Source organism: Halotolerantifilum yawarlongkerapense (assembly GCF_054506745.1).
In genome coordinates this window covers 1,181,935-1,198,009 of sequence record NZ_CP199719.1, presented here as the reverse complement: position 1 = coordinate 1,198,009, position 16,075 = coordinate 1,181,935, and the positions used below count along the sequence as shown (strand labels likewise).

General features: G+C 52.7%; 12 protein-coding genes. 10 read left to right on the top strand and 2 right to left on the bottom strand.

Going from position 1 to position 16,075, the window contains the following annotated elements; translation table 11 throughout:
- The first annotated feature begins 35 nt into the window (after positions 1 to 35).
- Genes ACULM0_RS05815 through amrS form a run of 4 tightly spaced genes read left to right on the top strand, consistent with a single transcriptional unit; the run spans position 36 to position 8,163 of the window.
- Positions 36 to 4,931, top strand: a complete 4,896-nt coding sequence (locus ACULM0_RS05815) for a nicotinate-nicotinamide nucleotide adenylyltransferase (protein ID WP_463679487.1) — start codon at positions 36 to 38, stop codon at positions 4,929 to 4,931.
- A gap of 22 nt (positions 4,932 to 4,953) precedes the next feature.
- Complete coding sequence (locus tag ACULM0_RS05810) at positions 4,954 to 6,156, top strand: lactate/malate family dehydrogenase (RefSeq protein ID WP_463679486.1); 1,203 nt, start codon at positions 4,954 to 4,956, stop codon at positions 6,154 to 6,156.
- The gene (locus ACULM0_RS05805; protein WP_463679485.1) at positions 6,146 to 7,159 is read left to right on the top strand and encodes a flavodoxin family protein; all 1,014 of its coding nucleotides are present in this window, start codon (positions 6,146 to 6,148) and stop codon (positions 7,157 to 7,159) included. Before ACULM0_RS05810 ends, ACULM0_RS05805 begins: the two co-directional genes overlap by 11 nt.
- Positions 7,160 to 7,173: 14 nt before the next feature.
- Entirely contained in the window at positions 7,174 to 8,163 is a 990-nt protein-coding gene (amrS, locus tag ACULM0_RS05800; RefSeq protein ID WP_463679484.1) for an AmmeMemoRadiSam system radical SAM enzyme, read from the top strand.
- Positions 8,164 to 8,428: 265 nt separating this feature from the next.
- Here amrS and ACULM0_RS05795 read toward each other — a convergent pair whose 3' ends face one another.
- Together ACULM0_RS05795 and ACULM0_RS05790 are read right to left on the bottom strand one after the other, a co-directional pair.
- Complete coding sequence (locus tag ACULM0_RS05795; protein WP_463679483.1) at positions 8,429 to 9,136, bottom strand: tRNA 2-thiocytidine biosynthesis TtcA family protein; 708 nt, start codon at positions 9,134 to 9,136, stop codon at positions 8,429 to 8,431.
- 63 nt (positions 9,137 to 9,199) lie between these two features.
- Positions 9,200 to 10,204: a hypothetical protein gene (locus ACULM0_RS05790; protein WP_463679482.1), complete on the bottom strand. Its 1,005-nt coding sequence runs from the start codon at positions 10,202 to 10,204 to the stop codon at positions 9,200 to 9,202.
- Between the two features lie 136 nt (positions 10,205 to 10,340).
- Here ACULM0_RS05790 and ACULM0_RS05785 point away from each other — a divergent pair, with 136 nt between their 5' ends.
- The 6 genes from ACULM0_RS05785 (at position 10,341) to ACULM0_RS05760 (ending at position 15,972) form a co-directional block, all read left to right on the top strand.
- Positions 10,341 to 11,486, top strand: a complete 1,146-nt coding sequence (locus tag ACULM0_RS05785; protein ID WP_463679481.1) for a metallophosphoesterase family protein — start codon at positions 10,341 to 10,343, stop codon at positions 11,484 to 11,486.
- Positions 11,473 to 13,995, top strand: a complete 2,523-nt coding sequence (locus ACULM0_RS05780; protein ID WP_463679480.1) for an AAA family ATPase — start codon at positions 11,473 to 11,475, stop codon at positions 13,993 to 13,995. The genes ACULM0_RS05785 and ACULM0_RS05780 overlap by 14 nt, the downstream gene beginning before the upstream one ends.
- 7 nt (positions 13,996 to 14,002) lie before the next feature.
- A complete protein-coding gene (locus ACULM0_RS05775; RefSeq protein ID WP_463679479.1) occupies positions 14,003 to 14,233 on the top strand; it encodes a hypothetical protein in 231 nt (76 codons plus the stop codon).
- A gap of 1 nt (position 14,234) precedes the next feature.
- The gene (locus ACULM0_RS05770; RefSeq protein WP_463679478.1) at positions 14,235 to 15,095 is read left to right on the top strand and encodes a cation diffusion facilitator family transporter; all 861 of its coding nucleotides are present in this window, start codon (positions 14,235 to 14,237) and stop codon (positions 15,093 to 15,095) included.
- A gap of 65 nt (positions 15,096 to 15,160) precedes the next feature.
- Positions 15,161 to 15,424 (top strand): hypothetical protein, encoded by a 264-nt coding sequence (locus tag ACULM0_RS05765; protein ID WP_463679477.1) that lies wholly within the window; start codon positions 15,161 to 15,163, stop codon positions 15,422 to 15,424.
- A 62-nt stretch (positions 15,425 to 15,486) separates the two neighbouring features.
- Positions 15,487 to 15,972 carry a hypothetical protein gene (locus tag ACULM0_RS05760; protein ID WP_463679476.1) on the top strand — a complete coding sequence of 162 codons (486 nt, stop codon included), beginning with the start codon at positions 15,487 to 15,489 and terminating at the stop codon, positions 15,970 to 15,972.
- Positions 15,973 to 16,075 lie beyond the last annotated feature (103 nt).

The window sequence follows — 16,075 nt, the reverse complement described above, 5'->3', positions numbered from 1 at the left end:
AGAATTACACAAGCGTATAGATCGGGGTGGATAGGATGCAGATGGCAATCAAAAGATTACAGTTGATACTCGAGCGGCGTCTATTGGACGAAGGGTTTCTCGCCGCCCACAGGCTACCCGGACAGATTGTGACCTCTCATCTGGCGGACAAACGATACAAAAAACACCTGGCGGACCTCGTCAAGAGGGGTACCTTCGGTAGCGAAGAAGTGCTCTCCCTCCATCAAGCGATGATCGAGGATGTCTACGGTGCACCTATCGGGGAGAGCAAGCAGTTTCTAGAAAAGATTTACGCCTACACACGTTCACTCGCTTTTCCAGAGACAGTAAAGGAGACCTTTGAAGAACCCTTGGTTGGCGTAATTCATCTCTATCTGGAAGCTTTGCGCTCCCTGTTGATCTATGAAGCGCAGGAAGGGGTCGATTCGTGGCAGGGATCCTATCCGCTGACGCTCCTCACCCAAGAAGAGGAAGAGACCCTCGAGGATCCTACAGAATACCGACGCTTTAAAGCCGCTTTTTTCAGAGAATATGTTTACGAGATGATGAAAGTGAACCAAGACCTCTATGGTTTCACAACACTCGATCACGTTTGCGGCGTACATCACCTTGCCCTGAAGGTCGCACGGCAAATGCGGAAGGCCGGTTACCCCGTGGACCTCGGACGGGTGAGCGGTGCGGCGGCGGGGCATGACATCGGAAAGTACGGGACAAAAGACAATGAATTGGGCCGAATCGCCCATTATCATTATTACTACACAGGGCAATGGTACGAAGACCGTGGCATCGTTTACATCCGCAATGTGGCGATCAATCACTCCACTTGGGACCTAGAACTTGAGCATCTGCCGATTGAGTCGCTGATCCTGATCTACGCAGATTTCAGGGTGAAGTCCAAGGGGAAAGAAATGGCCTTCTATTCTTTGGCTGATGCTTTCGATGTGATCTTGGCCAAGTTGGAAGATGTCGACGAGGCGAAAGAACAACGCTATCGAAAGGTCTACGCCAGCCTGCAGGATTTTGAGGCTTTTCTTCACGATCTGAGGATCAACACGCGTGTCGATGCGGAGGGGGACCTCGGTGACGAGTATGTACAGCAGAGAAAGCATTTCTCGCTCATGCAGGGAAATGAAGTGATCGATAATGCCATCTACAGTTCAATCCACCACAATATCAAGCTACTGCACCGCCTGCGCGATGAGTCATCCCTGAACAAATGGCTCGAGCCCGTGCGGAGCGCTTCGGATCCCACGGGTCTACGCGGTTACCTGGCGATTTTAGAACAGTACTACACGTACATGACCCAGAAACAGAAGCAGATTATCATCCGCTTTCTCTATGAAAAATTGTCCTCTCGCCAGGAGGATATCCGTCAACACTGTGGTGAATTGATCGGAAAGATTACCGCGAGCTTCGATGAGAAAATCCGGAAAGAGCTACCACCGAGTTGCGATATCCCGCTCCATCCCGAGTATTCGCAACAGGAGTTGTTCAATCGGTTGATCCATGACTTTCTTTACCCTGAGCAGAAGATCATCGAGCGCCACCGCGTGCTCATCAGTTACACACTGCGTGACATGGTGGCCTCATATTTCACCTATTTAGACCCAGACCGTCTAGAAGAGGATCTGGCCCTCTTGTTGGGCTACATCGAGCGCGGAAGGGATGAGGAGAAAACCCGTTTTTACCTACTGAAGATGACCCGGGTGCTTCCCTTTGCCTACATGTCGGCAGAGAAGAAGCACAAGATCATCGATTTTGTGATGCGTGGCATCGAGAGTGAAGACCAGAAGTTTAAGCTCAGAGCCTACAACACCATTTATGAAATGCTTCCCTATATCGAGGAAGCGTGTCTCGAGAACCGTGGCATCCGAGGGATCGTGGAGGGACCAATTGTGAACACGGGCGATCCCGCCGAGAATTACGCTCGACTAAAGCTCGCGGAACTCCTGGGTGTTAAGGGCGATCGTCTGCAAGAGTTCAAAAACGTCTGTATCGACGACGTGAAACATACCAGCACCCTCTACCTCAGCAACTTGAAGAGTGCGACGCTGGATATCGCCAAGCGATTCCAGATCGAGTTGCTCATGCGCAACACCATCCTGTTCGATTATGATGATGTGTTCTATACGGCCATGCACCTGTGTAACCTCCTGAAAGTGAGTGCACTGGAGACGGTTCGGAATACGGCCGGAAGAGGGCTGATCGAACTGGTGGGGCATTTGAATTTCGAACAGAAGAACGATATCGTGGTCGAGCTCATCAGGGCCCTGGAGATGGAGAGTTACGAGTTCACCAAGTACATCCCCGATTACCTGGGGATCCTGATGCTACACGTGAAACCCAATGAACTCGATGAAATCATTGAAGATTTCGTCGACAAGATGAAGAGTCCCAATAGCAAAGTGATCACCTTGATGCTCATGACAGCCGGTGTGATCCTGGCCAATTATCCCCAATACGAACTGGCCTTTCCCGAAACCGAAGAAATCCACCGTCTGCGCGTACGCAAGCTTTTCGGTCTTCTCTTCACCGGTTTCGTCCATGAATCGCATCATGTGAACCAGACGGCCTTCCGTGTGCTCAGCCATGAGATCTTGGCGGCGGACACATTGGATGACTGCCACAAGATCCGCATGTTCTCGGCTACGATCAAGAAGATCATGAGCCTGATGGTCAATACCAATGAAAAGATCGATCTGATTTTCTTCAACAACTCTGCCGGATTAAAAGAAATCTACCAGTTCATCGCTTACTACCGCTTGAAATATGGAGAAATCATCACGCCACCGGCACGGCGTATCGCTTTCTTCCCGGGTGCTTTTGATCCCTTTACACTTAGTCACAAGAAAATTGCCGTGGACATCCGGGACAAGGGCTTTGAAGTGTACCTAGCGGTGGATGAGTTCAGCTGGTCGAAGCGCACGCAACCGAATCTCATCCGCAGAGAGATCATCAAGAAGAGTATTGCCAGTGAAATCGATGTCTACACACACCCGAGGGACATCTCGATCAACATTGCCAATGCAGTGGATCTGAAGGTGCTCAGGAGCGCTTTCAATGAAAGCGAAGTCTACCTCGTCGTGGGAAGCGACGTTCTGATTGGAGCTTCTGCCTATCGCGATCCAAAGAAAAACACTGAAATCTTTGAGATTCCCCACGTTGTTTACGAAAGAAAGGGAAGCATCACTTCGGACCGCGATCGGAAACGGCTCGACCGTATCATGAGTCAACTGCATCCCAATAGCATCGTGTTCGAACTGCCAGAGGAGTTCGAGCACATTTCCTCTACGATGATCCGTGATTACATCGATGACAACCGGGATATTTCTGAGCTCATTGACCCCCTCAGCGAGAACTACATCTACCAAAAGGGCCTTTATCAACGCGAACCGCTCTACAAGAGCGTGATGACGACCAAGTCGATCACGATGGAAATCATCGAAGAACCGAGCGCCACCATCTTGGAGGAGATCGCCACGATCGTGGACGAGGATTTCTCTGTTGCCTACCGGCGGTTCAAGGATCTGATCGACAAGCTGAACTTTCGTATTCTTGTGCTCAGGAGCATCGAAGAAAACCGCAGGATCATCGGGTTTTCCATATTCCACTGGTTGCGAGCGAGTGCGATTCATTCGGAATTTCGCGATGAACGTCTGGTCGAGTATGTGAGAGAACACTCGGTCGGTCGAATCCTGGTCATCGATGGTATCTATAAATCACGGGATACCACGGTAGACCGCATGGAACAAATCGTGCTCACGGAGACTCTTTCCTATGTCCTGAGCAAGGACTACTCTTACGGCATTTACAAAGAGGCGGTGAAGACAGAACTATCACCGGAGCTGGTGCGTGTCCTGGAGAACCAGGGATTCATGGAGATCTCCTCTACGGATACGAAAGAGATTGTCTACGCTGTGGACATGACCGCACCGGTTACCTTGAATCTGGACATCACCAGCATGTTCAAACAACCTTTTCGGTCAAATCCGAGGCTGATGGAAGTGATTGAGTCCTCTCGGAACCGCCTGCAGCAGGCGATCACTCGGATCTATCCGGGGAATCTGGTGCTGAATTTCGACCGAATGATGATCTACGAGAATCTGATCAAAAAAATCTGTGATGAGAACGATATGCCCACGACACCCCTGGTGCCGAAGACCACAGGCGAAGCCATGTGCGTGCCCTTCGGCGCGATCTTCAACCGCTGGATTCTGCCGAACACAGTGACCAAAACGCTTCATGTAGAGAAGTATTTCGAGAAGAATCTCAAGAACCACGCGATCAGGTCCTACCCCTATTACCTGGATATTGAGAATCAGATCAAGATGATCAAATCCTACGATCGTCCTGTGATCCTGGTGGACGATCTGTTGAACAAAGGCTACCGGATCAAGGTGCTCGAGCCACTCTTGAAAAAGTACAAGGTGCCCGTGAAAAAAATGATCGTGGGCATCATGTCGGGAAATGGAAAAGCTATCATGGAGATGGCCGATATCCCGGTGGACTCGGCCTATTTCATCCCGAAGATCAAAGTGTGGTTCTATGAATCCAAGCTTTACCCCTTCTTGGGCGGTGACGGGGTTTGGCACCGCGAGGCAAACTTCAACAACATCATCCAATCCGTGAATATGATCTTACCCTATGCCTCTGCTTCCTATATCAAGCGTGCGGATAAAATGGCGATCTACTACCTCTCCGAGGTAGCCATCGAAAACGCCATTGAGATCATGGAGACGATCGAAGAAATCTACCAGGAGACACACGAGCGGCTGTTCTCGGTCTACCGCCTGGGCGAAGTGTTAAATTCACCCAGACTCCCCTACAAGGGTGATCATCTGCGGTACGATATGACGATCAAGCCCAGTGACTACCTGCGTGACGACCTAGAACAACTCAGGCGGCTGAAGCAATTCTACGCCTCAATCTAAGGAAAATTAAGGGTGTGAGACGATGAAAGTCTATCGATCGAAGGAAGGGTTCTTTTTATCGGAGGAACCGATCAACGGGACCACAGGAGCAACCATAGAAGAAGCGATTCAGGCAGAGGACCGAAAGTTCCTTGTCAAACACCTGGACCCCTGGGAGAAAGCGCGGTGGTCGCCCTCGGACCCGGGAGAACTCGCGCGTCCGGAGTCCCTGTCGGCGCAGCTTTTGAAGACGGACACTAAGCTTCCTGAGACCCATCTGGTCGATTGGATGGAAGCGGGTGAGCTTACCCTGCTCAATTGTGGTTCGCCCTTTTTCAGGCAGGCCCTGGAAACGGATCTTTACGAAAAGAAGAAGTTCCGGGTGACACTCCTGGGACTCGGGGACGTGGGCGGTACCTTGGCCACCGGGCTCCGCTTACTCGGCGGCGACGTGATCGAGGCGTTACGTCTGTACGATCGCGATGAGAAGCGCGTCGAGCGCTGGAGACAGGAACTGGGACAGATTCTCGATGTGAACAAACCTGCGCACCCACCGATCAGCAAGGCCACAGAAGAGAACCTGTTCGATACAGATGTGTTTATCTTTACCGCCTCGAAAGGTGTCCCTGCTATCGGTGAGGAGGGAACGGACGTCCGTATGGTACAATTTGAGGCCAACCGGGACATCGTGCTCCACTATGCACACCTGGCTGCCGACCAGCGGTTCAAGGGGTACTTTTTCGTTGTTTCCGATCCCGTGGACCTCCTCTGTCAGGAGGTGGCCAAAGCCATGATCCTGCCACCGGAGCAGATCAAGGGGTTTGGTCTAGGGGTGATGTTCGCCCGGGCCGCCTATATGGCCAGTGAGAGGGATGTGGATTTTCTGGCGAAGGGACGCGTCTACGGTCCCCACGGCAGGGGGCTCATTGTGACCACCGATCCTGAAGAAACGCACCCGGAAATCGATGGACCGCTGAACGAGGCGGTGGTCACGGCCAATCTGGCTGTGCGGGCCACCGGTTTCAAACCCTTTATTGCCCCCGCCTATTCATCGGGAGCACTCTCAATTTTGAACGCACTGCGCGGTCACTGGCATGACAGTACGGTGATGATCGAGGGTGTGGCCGTCGGTCTACGCAATCGCCTCGGAGCAGGGGGGGTAGAGATCGAGAAGAAGCGGTTGAGCCCCGGTTTGCTCGATCGGATCCTGGAGACGGCGGAGGAGTTAGGTAGCTATGGCTCGTGAGGTGTTCCTCGTGGCACAAAATCAGGAGAGAGCAGCCTTCGAAAGGCTCATATCTCTGGGAGCCCAGTGGTGGGAAGAGGGAATGGAAACCAAGCACAGGACCTTGCTTTTGCTCCTGAACTGTGGCAAGTTCGGGATCGATCCTTTCTTTTACGACTTCTTGTCGGCACATGACGCCGAGGATGCTTTCGAGGGATCTGAGGCAGCCCTGATCTTGTACAGTGACTCAGAGCAATTTACGAAACGATTTGCCCAAGATGTGATCTACGAGATGAACCGTCGGGGTTGTGCCTTTTTACCACAGCCGTTGGTGGAGGCTTTGCCTGGATACATCAACTTCAAAACGTGGCAGAAAACGCTGTCGGGTTCCCTGGAAGAGATTTTTCTCCAGCGGGTGGATAGAATCCACAGTCGTTTGGTGGAGGGCGGTCGGCCGACTTACGACCAACCGAAGTTGTTGGTCCTCCACGCCAGCAACTTCGAGACATCGAACACCTGGATGTTCTGGAAAAAACTCGAACCGCTGCTACGGGGAAACATTGAGACTTTTCACGTTGAGGATGGGACGATCGTAGACTGCGGTGCCTGTCCCTATGAAACCTGCCTGCACTACAGTGAAGAGAAAAGCTGCTTCTACGGTGGTGTCATGGTAGAGGAACTCTTGCCCAAGATTGAGAATGCCGATGTGATCCTTTGGCTTTGCCCCAACTACAATGATGCGCTGAGCGCCAAGCTCATGGCCGTGATCAATCGCATGACAGTCTTGTACCGGAGGATCAGTTTTTACGAGAAGAGCTGCTACGGCATTTTCGTGAGTGGCAATTCGGGTGGGGATTCAGTGGCCAAACAGCTGCTGGGGGCCCTGAACATCAACAAGGGGTTCTATCTGCCGCCGTATTTTGCCACCACGGCTATCGCCAATGATCCGGGGAGTATCCTCTCGGTAGCGGATCTCAATGATCGGGTCGAGAAAATGGGGCGCGCAATCAATGCATTCATTTGAGGAGAGATGAAAAGATGGAACCAGCTCTATACTACGAAAGCCTGGGAATGAACCGCGTGCGTTGTCACCTTTGTCCCCATCATTGTCATTTGGCTACAGGTCAGACGGGTCTGTGCGGGGTGCGCTACAGCGCCAAGGGAAAGTTATATGCGCTCAGCTACGGGCGAATCGCCGCCTATGCTGTGGATCCGATCGAGAAGAAGCCACTTTTCCATTATTGCCCGGGAAGCCAGATTTTGTCGGTCGGTAGCGCGGGGTGCAATTTGGATTGCGATTACTGTCAGAATCATCAGCTCGTTCAGGGAAATATTCCAGAGCTCACCGTCTCGCCGGCTGAGCTTGTAGAGCGGGCGCAGGGTATCGAGGGGAATGTCGGGGTTGCCTTTACCTACAACGAACCGCTCATCGCCTATGAATATGTGCTCGATGCTATGAGGGCGCTGAAGGAAGCAGATCTGAAGACGGTACTGGTGAGCAACGGCTACGTGGAGCTCGAACCGTTGGAGGGTTTAATCCCCTACCTCGACGCGGCGAATATCGATCTCAAGGGGTACAATGATGCGTTTTACCAACAGATTTGCAAGGGTCATTTGGACCCCGTGTTACGAACGATCGATCGGCTGCTCCGCTCTTCTGTTCATGTGGAGATCAGCATTCTCTTGATCGACGGCTTAAACGCAGAGGAGGAAATCCTGGAAGCGATGTTCCGTTGGATTGCTGAGCGCGACCCGCTGTGCCCGGTCCATCTCAATCGTTACTACCCGGCCTATCGTATGACGGAACCGGCGACGGGAACGGGAACACTAGAACGCGCCATGTCGCAGGCGAAAAAGCACCTGTCTTATGTCTACATGGGAAATTTCCTGGATGCGGACCGAAATACCTATTGTCATCACTGTGGTGAGCTGATGGTCGAGCGTGACTTGAGACAGGCTACAGTCCATCTGGAGCAAGGGTATTGTAGTGGTTGTGGACAGGATATGAGCCGTGTGATCCGTCTGTGAGAAAAAAATAGTTGAATATTCTGATAATGAGTGCTATAATTTATGTAAGCCATTAACGAAGGGCCTTCTCAATGGCTAAAATAGGGAAGGAAGCCTTCACGAACCCAAGGAAAGCGAGGTGAGACCACCAAAGACAGAGATGAGCCATTTCGATATTGCAGAGCATCAGGTCTGTAGCCGGTGATCACCGATCGAGTGGAACTTGAGCGGAGATGGCCGGCTATTCATATGCATAGAAAAAGCCCCGAAGGGCTTATTTTTTTTGTCATTCAAAGAGATTGAACTGTTCTTCGTTGCGCAGGGCGGTCTGGATATTCTGACGGCTGATGGGAATCTTTTTGTAGAGTTCACTGAGCAACTGCTCGATATCCTCTCGGTTGGTGCGCTTGTCCACAGGACAGGTACTCGTCACAACGGGGAGTTTTTTCTTTTTGATAAATCCTTTGATCCAGTTCTCGGGCACATTGATCAGGGGTCGGATCACGTGGATCTTCGAGCGATCGAGATAGCTCTTGGCCGGCAAAGTGTTCAAACGACCGGTATAGAGCATGTTCATGAAAAAGGTGGCAGCCAGGTCATCCGCATGGTGGCCAAGGGCCAAGACGTTGAGGTTTCTTTCGTTCATGACCCCTGCCAAAGCGCCGCGCCTCATGTTCGCACAGAGCGCACAGGGGTTCGATTCTTCTCGGATGTCGAAGACCACATCGGCGATGTTCGTCTCGTGAACAGTATAGTGGATCCCGCGTTCTGCGCAGAAGTCTTCAACGGGAGAGAAGTCCATCCCTTCGAAGCCCGGGCTAATGGTGATGGCCTCCAGTTCGTAGGGGATGGGACTGTAGCGTTGGAACTCATGGAGCGCGGCCAATAGGGCCATGGAGTCCTTTCCCCCGGAGACACCGACAGCCACACGATCGCCGGCTTCAATCAATTGTTTCTCGTGGATGGCCTTGCGCATATTGCCTACTACGTTCATAAGGATGATTCCTTTCTCTTGGGTCTTTCGTCGAGGTGGCAAAAAAAGCAACCCGAGAACGGGTTACTTGAGGATGTTGAAGGTCAGGTCATCGATCCAGAGCGTACTTTCACCGGAGACGGTGAACACAAGGCGATCGATGGGTCCGTTGTCGATTTCGATGCTGAGCATCTCCCAGGTGTCGATGCTGCTCGGTCGATAGGGAACCCTGCGGTCGAGCAAGAGATCAGAACCGCTGTATCCCTTGAGTTCAATCTGGCTCAGGGTATTCTGGTCGGAGCGTACCCAGAAGGAAAGCGTCATACCTTCTCGCGCTTCCAACCCTTCCATCGTGAGCGTGGCCGTCGATGCCTCGGTCGTCAGATCGAAGCGGTGGGAGTGTGTTCCGGTCTTGGCCAGGTTGGAGTCGCTGGTGGCCGGTCCCTCATCATAGCGCACCTCTTCCTCTCGATCGGGAGCGTAGATCACGCCGCCCTCCTCTTCGGGGGTCCCATCGGGATCGGGCTTGACCAGCGCCGCATTCAATTCCTCAGAATAGGGTGTGCTCCAGCTACCGTCTTTGAATTTTACCGAGAGGCTGATGCGGTAGTCATTCTTAAGCTCTGTGGGAAGTTTAAGGGCTTTCGAATCGTACGTATCCACGAGTTCACCATCAACGTAGACTTCCCATTGGTAAGCATCGACCTGGTCTTCAAATTGTGGGGCCAATTGAAAGAGGATCCCATCGGAGAGTGTTTCCTTGACGAAAAAGATCTCGTCACTGGCACTGACTTCCGGACCGGCTTCACCGCCACCGAATACTCTGGAGATCAGCAGGATACCAGCGGCTATGGCCAGGGCGATCAGGAGGTAGAGGGGCCATTTTGAAGGTGGTTTCTCTTCACCACCAGGCGGGGTGTCGAAAAGGGGTTCATCGTAGTCGTCGAAACGATCCTCCGGAGAGCGCTCCTCCTCGGTGGGGATGGTTGTCTCCGCGGGTGATGGACCTTCTTGCTTCTCCGGCGTGGTCACATCAGAATCATCGGGTGCGATGTGGAACGTCGGTGTATTTTGATTTTTCTCATCCATTGGCTATCCCTCATTTCCTAGTTTTGTCTTCGTATCTATTATACCGAAATCCCCTGATGATTGAAATAGAAAATCCACTTGCCTGCAGAACGAACTTTCCTTTTGTGGTATGATAGGAACATAAGGGGGAAGGGACTTGCTTACATTCTTACATCTATCGGACCTACATCTGGATGGTACACACCGACGGCATGGACGGCGCTTGAACGAAGCGATCAAAGCCAGCTTGCATCGTGCTGTGGAGGACGCCATCGCCCGAGAGCTCGATCTGATCCTGATTTCGGGGGATCTATTCGACCACAAGCACCTGACGTACGCAACAGAGTCGTTTCTCATGAAAGCTTTCAATCGGTTGGCGGAAGAAGACATTCGCGTCTTCTATGGCCTCGGAAACCACGATCATCGTGATCGCGTCCGCGGATTCGGTTCGTTGTCGCTACCGGAGAATGTGGTCCTTTTCGATCGACCGGAGGCCGTGGTGATCGAGGCGAAGAGTAGAAAAGGCACCTTCTATCGGGTCGTGGGTTCCGGGTACGACCGACGGTGGATCGAAGATCCGGTGATCGATACGTATCCTCGTAAGCAGGATGAACGGATTACACTGGGCATGGGGCATACGGGACTAGAGAACCCTCATTACATGCCCGTCTCCCGTACCATGCTGGAGGAAAAGGGATATGACTATTTCGCCCTAGGCCATCTGCACCAGCGCAAGCGGATCGGAGAAGGGGTGGCCTACGCCGGATCGCTTGTGGGTCTTGACGAAACTGAAGTCGGCCCCCGCGGGGGTTACCTCGGGAGAATCGATGAAACGGGACTGGCACTTGAAGCGGTGGACTACAGTACGGTCGTACGCCAGACGGTGAAGGTGGTGCTGCCCGATACCGTGGATGACCTCGCCTCAATCGAGACGCAGGTGGTTTCTGGTACCGGAGACCTAGATGCGGATTTTCTGGTATTGGATCTTGTTTTAACATCGGTCGAACAGGAACGCTTGTTAGTGCAGGAGAATCGGGCGTTTCTTGAGGACAGTCTGACGGAGCGTCTGGAACTTGTTGACCTTCATATCCGTAAGATCACCAGGGAAAGCTCCAAGCGCATGATTGGAGAGGACAACTGGCTCTGGCTATTGGAGAAGCATTTAGAGAATGGTCGCCTTGAGGCGACATTGCTCGAGGATCCCGAGCACAAGAAGCTGATCGGAGGGGCCGATAGAGAACGGCTGCACAGTGTTTTCGAGACGCTGGTACGAAAGGGGATGATCGATCGTGATCTTACGTGAGCTGACGGTCGATAAATTCGGCGGATTGTCGGATGTGGGTCCCCTGTGCTTTGGCCCTGGGCTCAATCTTGTCACCGGACCCAACGAGTCGGGCAAGACAACAGTGATGGAGGCGGTGCAAACCGTTTTGTTCGGGTACGCACCCGCCCGTTACGATCGGCACCCCCGAGCCCCTTGGGATCAATCGGCATTGTCGATCAAAGCGGTGATCGAAGGTGAGGATCCGTGGACCCATGTGGAACGAAGGCTTGGACTGGAGGTCTTTGGGAAGCTCCACGGTAAGGATCAGAGCCTTGAGATTGGCAATGAATCTCTACCGGGAATCGAACTGGATCCTCAGCATTATGGCCATCTTTACGCCCTGAAACAGGGGGATCTACCGGATCTTGGCGAGGAGGTACTGCGCTCACTAGAGGACCGATTGCTCTTTGATCAGACCGCTCATCTTCTCCGGACGCCTGGTGAACTTGCCGAGGAAGCCGAATCAGCATTACATGGAATCTGGAGACCACACAACCGGGGCAAGTACATCTTGAAGACGCTCCGGGAGGAAAAAAGAGGGCTCCTTGATCGCAAACGGGCAGTGCTGACAGAAGAGAAAAAACTACGACAAGACCATAGGCGCCTTGAAGGCCTGGTAGAAGAGCGGGAGACCCTCCGCGTGAGGATGGTCGAAGAAAAAGAACGTATCGCAACGTCAAGGCGCTCGCTCCAACAAAAGAAGCGACGGGAGGAAATTCGGTCCATTGAAAAACGTCTCGAAGAAGCCCCCTCGCTAGAAGGGATAACCACGATGAGCTTCGATCAATTGATCGAAAAATCGGAAGCCCTCGATGCCCTCGAACGGGGACTGGCCCAGCTCGAGACGCAACTGGTGGACAAGAAGCGGTCGATCACTAGCCTGCAGGGAGCCCTCCCTGCTGTAGAAGAGCGCTTCCGCATCACTTCTCTAGAGCACGAAAAAATTCGAGCAGTCGAACGTTTGCGTATCCAGCAGGAGGAGATGGAAGCAGCTCTGAACCGGTGGGTGGAAGCGTACCAGGCAGAGCCCCGGCTACATCAAGAGGCCCTTTGCGAGATCTCTTGGCCTGATCTCAAGCAGGCGTTGCTCCGTGCAACTGAACTCGAGCGCCTGAGTGAGGAAGCGCAAGCGCAGCTGGCCCATCAGCGGATGGAGCTTCCGCTGAGGCGCACCGGACTGGTGAGTCTCTCATTAGCAGCAGTAGCTTCACTGGTAGGTTATGGGTATCAACAGGAGTTGCTCTGGTTGGCCTCCTCCTTGATTTTCTCCCTTACGGCTCTTTTCTTTCACCAGCGGGTCTACCTCCCCCTGCGTCTTCGGATCCAGAAGGCGCAACAATACGGCGAAGGTCTGCGTGCAGAGGGACAGAAGAAACGACGGACCATTGACCCCCAGCTGTCGGCCCTGGGCTTCCGATGGACGCCGGCGGCCTCCCTGGTAGAACGATTGGATCATCTCGTTGATCGCCAAGCGCGCTGGCTTGCCACAAAAGCCTCCGTAGAGGCGCATCAAGAAACACTGGAGGCGCTGAATACCGAAATTTTCCAGCTTAGCGGCGGTCGATCGGCGGAGTACCTCGAAGAGGAGGGGCGCCGATTGGAAACGCTAAAAGGAGAACGGCTTTCCCTGGAGGCGACCTTTGCCAGTACCGCTGAAGAAGTGGAGAAGAAAAGGGCAGAAAAGGAATCTCTACGCAAGCGGCTACTGGCTTTTGACCCGGAGCTTACGCTGGCCAAAGAGAAAATCGACCATTACCTACAATTGCGATCCCGTCTCTTTTTCCTCAAAGAAAGTGATGAGGAGATTGCGGTAGACCATTTCGGGTATGCGTGTTATGATACGGAGATGGCAATTGGTGAGGCGCAGGCGAAGCTCGAACAGTTGGAAGAACGGCGCGAAAGGGTTGTGGAAGAGGTGAGCGGATTGCGTATGCGTCTAGAGCTCGCATCGGATCAGACCCCCCTGCCGGAACTGCTGACGGAAATCGATGCGATTGACCACCAGATCGAAGAGCGTGAAAGGGAGAAAGAAGACCTTCAGCTTGAGATTGCCATGCTCCGGTATATTGATGAGGTGTACAAACACGAACACCAACCGCCCATCCTCAAGCTGGCCTCTGAACACCTGAGGAGGATCACGGGCGGACGCTACCAGCGTCTTTTCTTTGATACTTACAAGCTGGTGGTAGAGCGTGAGACGGGGGATCGTATTGCGATCGATCGCGGATTGAGCCAGGGCACTGTCGATCAAATTTTCTTTGCCTTCCGCATGGCGGCCATGAGTCACTACGATCGTCGTTTCGGACCTCTGCCCGTTCTTCTGGATGATGTGTTTGCCCACTGGGATGAGGAGCGGTTCGTCGCTTTCTTACCCGCTCTGGAAGCGCTGGCTGAAAAACGACAGGTGCTTGTGATGACCCATCACCGCGCACAACGGGAACAACTGGCTGGATACTTCGATCAGCTCGATGAAATACGAATGGGGTGAAAGAATCATGGACCAGGAATTGAAACAAAACCGTGAGGCTATCCTGAGGGCCCACGGAAGCCCGGGCGTCGACCAGAGCAACCGACGCTTCGCCTGGCAGATTGAATTGGAAGACTACCGGCGCAGGAGAAAATGGGAGCGCTTTTATAAAATCGGTGCTCTTTGTGGCATCCTGAGTTTGTTGTTACAGCTCTATCTTCACGGGGCAAGATTCATCGGTTGGCTCGGGGGTTTTTAGCATGGAGAAGACACGCATCGCCGGACGTATTTCAATCGTCAGCATCATCTGGAATGTTCTTCTGTCCATCGTAAAGATTTTTGTGGGTTTGGTGGCAAACAGTACCGCCATGGTGGCCGACGGCCTGCATTCGGTCTCTGATGTATTCACAACGGGTCTCGCCTATGCCGGCGTAAAATTTGCAGAAAAGGAAGCCGACGATGAACATCCCTACGGGCACGAGAAAATCGAACCTGTCATGGGAAAACTCTTGGCGACGGTACTTTTCCTCACCGGTGTGTTCATCGCCTACGAGGCCATTCAAAAGATCCAGGCAGGACATTTGGTGGTGCCAGGTCAGCTGGCCATCGGTGCTGCTCTCTTGTCTATTGTTGTCAAGGAGGTTCTCTTTCGCTATACCATTAAAGGGGCGGAAGCTATTGGCAGCAGTGCGCTTCGCGCCGACGCATGGCATCACCGGAGTGATGCCCTCTCCTCGGTGGGATCCTTGGTGGGGATCGTCGGGGCTCGAATGGGCTATCCGCTACTCGATCCCATCGCTTCCGTGGCAATCAGCATGCTGATCATCAAGGTGGCTTTTGATATCTACATGAGTTCGGTGAGGGCGTTGATCGATACCGCGGCCTCACAGTCGGTAATCGAGAAAATTGAGCGGATCACCCACGAGGTCCCCGGTGTGGTTCGCATCGATGCGCTCCGGACACGGCAGCACGCCGATCGATTGTATGTTGATATGGAGATTGCCGTGGATGCTGAACTCTCGCTCAAAAATGCGCATGCGATCGCCGAGGAAGTACACGATCGTCTCGAGACCGGAATGGACCGGGTCAAGCACGTGATGGTCCATGTGAACCCCGCCTGAGGCGGGGCTCTTTTCACCTTGACAAAGAACATTTGTTCCTGTACGATGGAGGAGAGGTGAGGGGTATGAAAATCGTGGCCAAACCGATTGAGGTCATTGCATATTTTAAGGACAACGGGAGCATCAGACCACTACGTTTTCGCTTGAACGATGAGGAGGGAATCAAACGCGTGGTGACCATCGATCGATTGGTCACGGTTTCCGAAGAACGACTGGCGGGCAACGCGATGGATCTCTTTGAATGCCAGGGCGTGATCGATGGCCTGGAGCGTCGTTTTCAGCTGAAATACGAAAGGACCACCAAACGATGGCTCCTTTTTAAAATCTAGTTTGAGTGGGTCGACCGGGGGTAATCATAAAATAACCGGAAGGATCGAGGAGGCGATGTGAGATGACGGTTCATTTTTTCTACAACTACAAAGATGCTCTGGTCAAAGAACTAACGGGAAATTACGAAGAAGCACTCGAGGAATTGGCGAAGGAACGTCAACAGCAGGCGCAGCTCGATCAGGTCCAACAGATTATCGAGGATTATTTCAAATCCCTCGGGACCCAATTGACAGATGTTATGGTGGTGTCTGACGGTCGAATCACCCTAGAGGAGGGTGACGACTATCTCTACAAGTTTCATATCCAGGAGAATTACATCAAGTTGACCCGGCGGGAAAAGCACATCGAGATCAAGATCGGCGTTTACAGTCGTGATACAGAACTGGTAGAGGCCACGATCGTAGCCTATGTTGTCCCCGGGGACAAGCGTGCGGTGGTGAGAAAGGTCGGTAAAATTCACGACCGGAATCATTTTGATGAGAATACGCTCAATTACTACATGCGCCGGGCCTTCCATGATTTGTATCCGATCGAACAGAAAGTATAGACCAGATCTGTATAGAAAAAACGCCTGTTCTCTCTCGAGAGAGCAGGCGTTTTCAAAGAGCGAAGGGATCACTCAGGGTGTTCATCTCCACGGCCTTAGTAGA

Coding starts and splice junctions, on each gene's coding strand:
- ACULM0_RS05815 (WP_463679487.1), top strand. CDS start 36: ATGCAGATGGCAATCAAAAGATTACAGTTGATACTCGAGCGGCGTCTA.
- ACULM0_RS05810 (WP_463679486.1), top strand. CDS start 4,954: ATGAAAGTCTATCGATCGAAGGAAGGGTTCTTTTTATCGGAGGAACCG.
- ACULM0_RS05805 (WP_463679485.1), top strand. CDS start 6,146: ATGGCTCGTGAGGTGTTCCTCGTGGCACAAAATCAGGAGAGAGCAGCC.
- amrS (WP_463679484.1), top strand. CDS start 7,174: ATGGAACCAGCTCTATACTACGAAAGCCTGGGAATGAACCGCGTGCGT.
- ACULM0_RS05795 (WP_463679483.1), bottom strand. CDS start 9,136: ATGAACGTAGTAGGCAATATGCGCAAGGCCATCCACGAGAAACAATTG.
- ACULM0_RS05790 (WP_463679482.1), bottom strand. CDS start 10,204: ATGGATGAGAAAAATCAAAATACACCGACGTTCCACATCGCACCCGAT.
- ACULM0_RS05775 (WP_463679479.1), top strand. CDS start 14,003: ATGGACCAGGAATTGAAACAAAACCGTGAGGCTATCCTGAGGGCCCAC.
- ACULM0_RS05770 (WP_463679478.1), top strand. CDS start 14,235: ATGGAGAAGACACGCATCGCCGGACGTATTTCAATCGTCAGCATCATC.
- ACULM0_RS05765 (WP_463679477.1), top strand. CDS start 15,161: ATGAAAATCGTGGCCAAACCGATTGAGGTCATTGCATATTTTAAGGAC.
- ACULM0_RS05760 (WP_463679476.1), top strand. CDS start 15,487: ATGACGGTTCATTTTTTCTACAACTACAAAGATGCTCTGGTCAAAGAA.